This is a genomic window from Bradyrhizobium liaoningense (assembly GCF_018130785.1).
Classification (GTDB): Bacteria; Pseudomonadota; Alphaproteobacteria; order Rhizobiales; family Xanthobacteraceae; genus Bradyrhizobium; species Bradyrhizobium liaoningense_A.
The window spans coordinates 1-5,085 of sequence record NZ_JAFCJT010000055.1 but is presented as its reverse complement, the minus strand read 5'-3'; the positions used below and the strand labels follow the sequence as shown (position 1 = coordinate 5,085).

At 62.7% G+C, this 5,085-nt stretch carries 1 protein-coding gene; it reads left to right on the top strand.

Translation table 11 applies throughout. From position 1 onward, the window contains the following. Positions 1-233 precede the first annotated feature (233 nt). Positions 234-5,085 (top strand): AAA family ATPase (locus JQ627_RS38810; RefSeq protein ID WP_212489587.1); only part of this gene is annotated, 4,852 nt, incomplete at its 3' end.

The following is a 5,085-nucleotide window of genomic DNA, read 5'->3' as shown; positions in this document are numbered from 1 at the left end:
CTCTGGGCGACTGCAAACGAACCGCGCGGCGCCGTCTTCCAGTTCACTGTTCCGATCGATGACGGCTTTTCGGTTGGTTGAGCCACGCCCCGAAATCGGAATGTGGCTCATAGCGTGGCTCCGATCCCGGCTATTGTTGGGGATTGGCGTTGGGAGTAGGTTCCCGAACGGGACAGGTGAAAACCTTTCCCTCCTTTTTAATCGACTGGCCGGCTAGTTCCGGAGTCCGGCAGATGCACGTATCCTCGCGGGTATCCACGAATGGCAATGCCGGTCTCAAGGCGTCATGGGACGACGGCGAGCGCGTCTTTTGCCGCGAATGGCGCCGGGGCGCCGATGGCAACGTCAACAATGTCCTGACCGTAAGGGCGGCTACGGAACATCCGCCGGCCGCGGTCCTCGACCGGCTCGCCCATGAATACGCCTTGCGCGACGAGCTCGATGGGACCTGGGCCGTACGGCCGCTGGAGCTGATCCGCGACGGCGGTCGAACCTTGCTGATATTGGATGACCCCGACGGCGAACCGCTCGAGCGGCTGCTCGGCGCGCCGATGAAGCTGAATCGTTTTTTGCGATTGGCTCTCGGCATCACCACCGCCGTCGACCAGCTGCATCGGCAGGGCCTGGTCCACAAGGATTTGAAGCCGGCCAATCTTCTGGTGACCGGAACAGACGAGATCAGAATCACCGGATTCGGCCTCGCCTCTCGCCTGCCGCGCGAACGACAGCAGCTCGAGCCACCGGAGACCATCGCGGGCACGCTGGCCTATATGGCACCCGAGCAGACCGGCCGGATGAACCGGTCCGTCGATTCCCGCAGCGATCTGTACGCGCTCGGCGTGACGTTCTACCGGATGCTGACGGGCGCACTGCCGTTCATCGCGTCCAGTCCGATGGAGTGGGTGCACAGCCACATCGCGAGACGTGCCGTTGCGCCCGCCGAACGAGCCAATGACGTGCCTTACGCCGTGTCGGCGATCATCATGAAGCTCCTCGCCAAGACGGCCGAAGACCGTTACCAGACCGCCGCCGGCCTCAAGAGCGACCTCGAACGGTCACTCGCCGAATGGGAAGCGCAGGGACGGATCGATGATTTCGTCCTGGCGCAAACCGATATACCGGACCGCCTGCTGATTCCCGAACGGCTCTACGGCAGGGAGCACGAAATCGAGGCGTTGCTCACCTCGTTCGATCGCGTCACCCGGAGCGGCACGCCCGAGTTGATCCTGGTGTCCGGCCCCTCCGGTATCGGCAAGTCCGCTTTCGTCAACGAAATGCACAAGGCCTTGGTCCCGTTGGGAGGCTTCTTCGCCTCCGGCAAGTTCGATCAGCACAAGCGCGATATGCCTTACGCGACGCTCGCGCATGCGCTTCAAGGCCTCATCCGAGGCCTCCTCGCCAAGAGCGATGCCGATCTTGCACCCTGGCGTAGCGCACTGCACGACGCGCTGGGCCCTCTCGGTCAGCTGATGGTGGATCTCGTACCTGAGCTGCGGCTGGTGATCGGGGACCAACCACCTGTTCCGGAGGCCCCTCCGCAAGACGCGCAGCGACGCTTCCAGCTCGTCGTTCGACGCTTCATTGGCGTCTTCGCCAAGGCGCACCATCCCCTCGTGCTGTTCCTCGACGACCTGCAGTGGCTCGACCTGGCCACATTGGATCTGATCGAGTTTCTTCTGAACAGATCCGACCTGCAAAATCTGCTTCTCATCGTCGCCTATCGACGCAACGATGCCGACGTCAAGCATCTGCTGGCTCAACGACTTGTCGAAATCCGAACCTCCCGCAAACGGGTGCGGGAGATCGACCTAGCCCCCCTCACCCGCGATGCCGTCCTGGAATTCACCGCGGATGCACTTCATTGCGAGCCGGCATACGCCATGCCCATGGCGCAGCTGATATACGAGAAGACGAACGGGAATCCGTTCTTTCTCACGCAGTTTCTGCAGGCGCTGGCCGAAGAAGCACTGCTGACCTTCGATCATGACAAGCGACAGTGGCGCTGGGATCTCGAACGCATCAAGGAAAAAAGCTACGCCGAAAACGTCGCCGATCTCATGGTCGGCAAACTGAGCGGTTTGCGCGACGAGACACGTCAGGCCCTGCTGGAGCTGGCCTGCCTGGGCAACAGCGCCGAGATCGCGATGCTCTGCCTCGTGCACGGAGCATCGGAGCAGACGCTGCACGAGGATTTGAAAGAAGCGACGCGTCTCGAACTGGTCCGACGCCTCAAGAGCGCTTACGCGTTCGTCCACGACCGCGTGCAAGAGGCCGCTTATGCGCTTCAACCGGACCAGGACAGGCGAACGGCCTTGCACCTTCGGATCGGTCTGGTCCTGGCAGCGCAGCTGACGCCTGATGAAACCAACGAGCGCGTCTATATCGTTGCCAACCAGCTGAACCGCGGCATCGCCGCTTTGACGAACGGCGCTGAACGCGAACATGTCATTGCCGTCAATCTCGCCGCTGGCCGGCGCGCGCGAAATGCAACGGCCTACCATGCGGCAGCAACCTACCTTGAAATCGCCCGCGAACTGCTCGGGGAGGAAGGGCATCCGCGGTGCAGCCGGGACGCCTTCGCGATCGGCCTCCTCCACGCCGAATGCAAATTCCTGCTCGGCGAGCTGAACACGGCGGAAGCAGAATTGACGGTCCTGTCGCAGAGCTGTTCGGACATTCAGGCGAGCGCCGAGGTCGCCAGGCTCCAGGCGCAGCTATACACCACTGCGGGACAGCTCGAGCGGGCGGTCGACGTTTGCCTCGCATTCTTGCGCAGGACCGGGATTGACTGGTCTCCTCATCCCAGCCGCAGCGAGGTGGATGAGGATCGGCAACGCCTGCGGAACTTGACCGAAAAACTGTCAGACGAGCAGCTTCATGCGCTACCGCCGATGACCGATCCGGATCATCGTGCGACCATGGGCGTCCTGGCCGACCTGCTGACACCTGCGTTTCTCACCGATCGCAACCTGTCCGACACCATGCTCATGGAGGCCACGCGACTGACGCTCGAGCACGGGACCAGTCCTGAAGCATGCTACCCGCTGACCGCCATATTCGGCGTGCTCGCGAGCAATTCAACCGATGCCGAACTTGGATTCCGACTATCACAATTTGGCGCAGCCCTTGCTGACAGGCAGCCGCAGACAGGGCTGAGCGGCCGGGCCCTTCTGGTATTCGGCCTTCACGTGACCCCATGGATTCTCCCGATCCGATCGGGACGGCCGTTCATTCGGCGCGCTCTTGCAATCTGTTTGACGACTGGAGATCTGGCATTCGCGGCGTATTCGCACCGCGGACTGATCTCGGTGGATCTCTTCTGCGGCGATTCGCTCATTAACGTCTGCTCGAACGCCGAAGAGTCCCTGGCATTCGCCGAGGGGCTGGGCGTCCGATTGGCAGCGGTGGGCCTCATCAGGCAACGAGATCTGGCGCTGAGCCTTATGGGGCGCGACGGCCGAAATTTCTTCGAGAGCCCCGGGGCGCTTCAGCCCTCGGACGTGAGCGAACCGCTAGGCGTCTTCTTCTACTACGCGACGCAAATTCAGATCGAAGTCATTGCCGGACGTAACGATGTCGCGATTGCCCTCGCCGCACGCGCAGAAGCGCTCTCATGGTGCGTCCGGTCTTATTCGGACTTCACCGAATACCGGTTCTACACGGCGCTCGCTCATGCCGGGGCTTGTCACGCATCACGACCCGAGGATCGCGAGCGGCGCCTCAGCGACCTCCGCGAACACCACCGCAAGCTGACAGTCTGGTCCAACCGCTGCCCCGCAAACTTCGCCGCCCGGCAGAAGCTCGTCACGGCGGAGCTTGCGCGCATCGAAGGTCGCGAACTCGAGGCGGAACAGCTATACGAGGAATCGATCCGATTGGCGCAAGAATCCGGCTTCGCCCAGATCGAAGCGATCGCTGCGGAACGTGCAGCATGGTTCTACGAGGCGCGCGGCATTCGAACGGTCGTCCTGTCCTACCTGACAAAAGCGCGCGATTGCTACGCGCGCTGGGGCGCCGAGGCGAAGGTGAGCCAGCTCGAGAAACTCCATCCGAACCTCCGGGAGCGAGAATCCGCCCACAGCGCCGCAGGGACGATCGGAGCACCTGTCGAGCAGCTGGACCTTGCGACGGTTCTCAAAGTGTCGGAGGCTGTTTCAGGCGAGATCGTGCTGGAGAAGCTCACGGAGACCCTGCTTCGTTCGGCCATCGAGCACGCGGGTGCGGAACGCGGCGTGCTGATTTTGCCAAGGGGTTCCGAGCTGAGAATTCGGGCGGACGCGGTGACAGGCGGCGGTTCGATCGCTCTCGATTTCGCCGATTCGCCGATCTCCGCCGCTGAAGTCCCGATGTCGATCGTGCTTTACACGGCTCGCACCCAGGAGAGCGTCGTGCTCGACGATGCTTCGACGAGCAGCGCGTTCGGCGGCGACGAGTACATCCACAAGAGGCACGTCCGATCAGCCTTGTGCGTGCCGCTCGTCAAGCAAGCCAGGGCGGTGGCATTTCTGTATCTGGAGAACAATCTCGCATCGCGCGTCTTCACACCCGCCCGGATCGCGATCCTCAAATTTCTCGCATCCGAGGCCGCGACCTCGCTCGACAATGCCCGCCTGTACCGGGAGCTTCAGGAGCGGGAGTCGCGGATCCGCCGGCTGGTCGAGGCCAACATCATCGGGATTTTCATCTTCGATCACACCCCCGACATTCTCGATGCCAATGACGCGTTCCTGAAGACCATGGGATATGATCGCGAGGATCTCGCTGCAGGCCGGTTGCGCTGGGCAGATCTGACGCCGCCCGAATGGCAGGAGCGCACTGACCGCGCCCGGGCCGAATTGAAGGCGACGCGGGTTGTCCACCCGTTCGAAAAGGCGTTCTTCCGCAAGGACGGCAGCCGGGTACCGGTGCTGACCGGCGGAGCCTTGTTCGACGACGAGCAGGAGCAAGGCGTTGCCTTCGTGCTGGATCTCAGCGAGCGCAAGCGCGCCGAAACCGAGGCACGCGAGAACGAGCAGCGTTACCGCGAGGCTCAGATGGAGCTGGCCCACGCCAACCGCGTGGCGGTGATGGGACAGCTGACGGCGT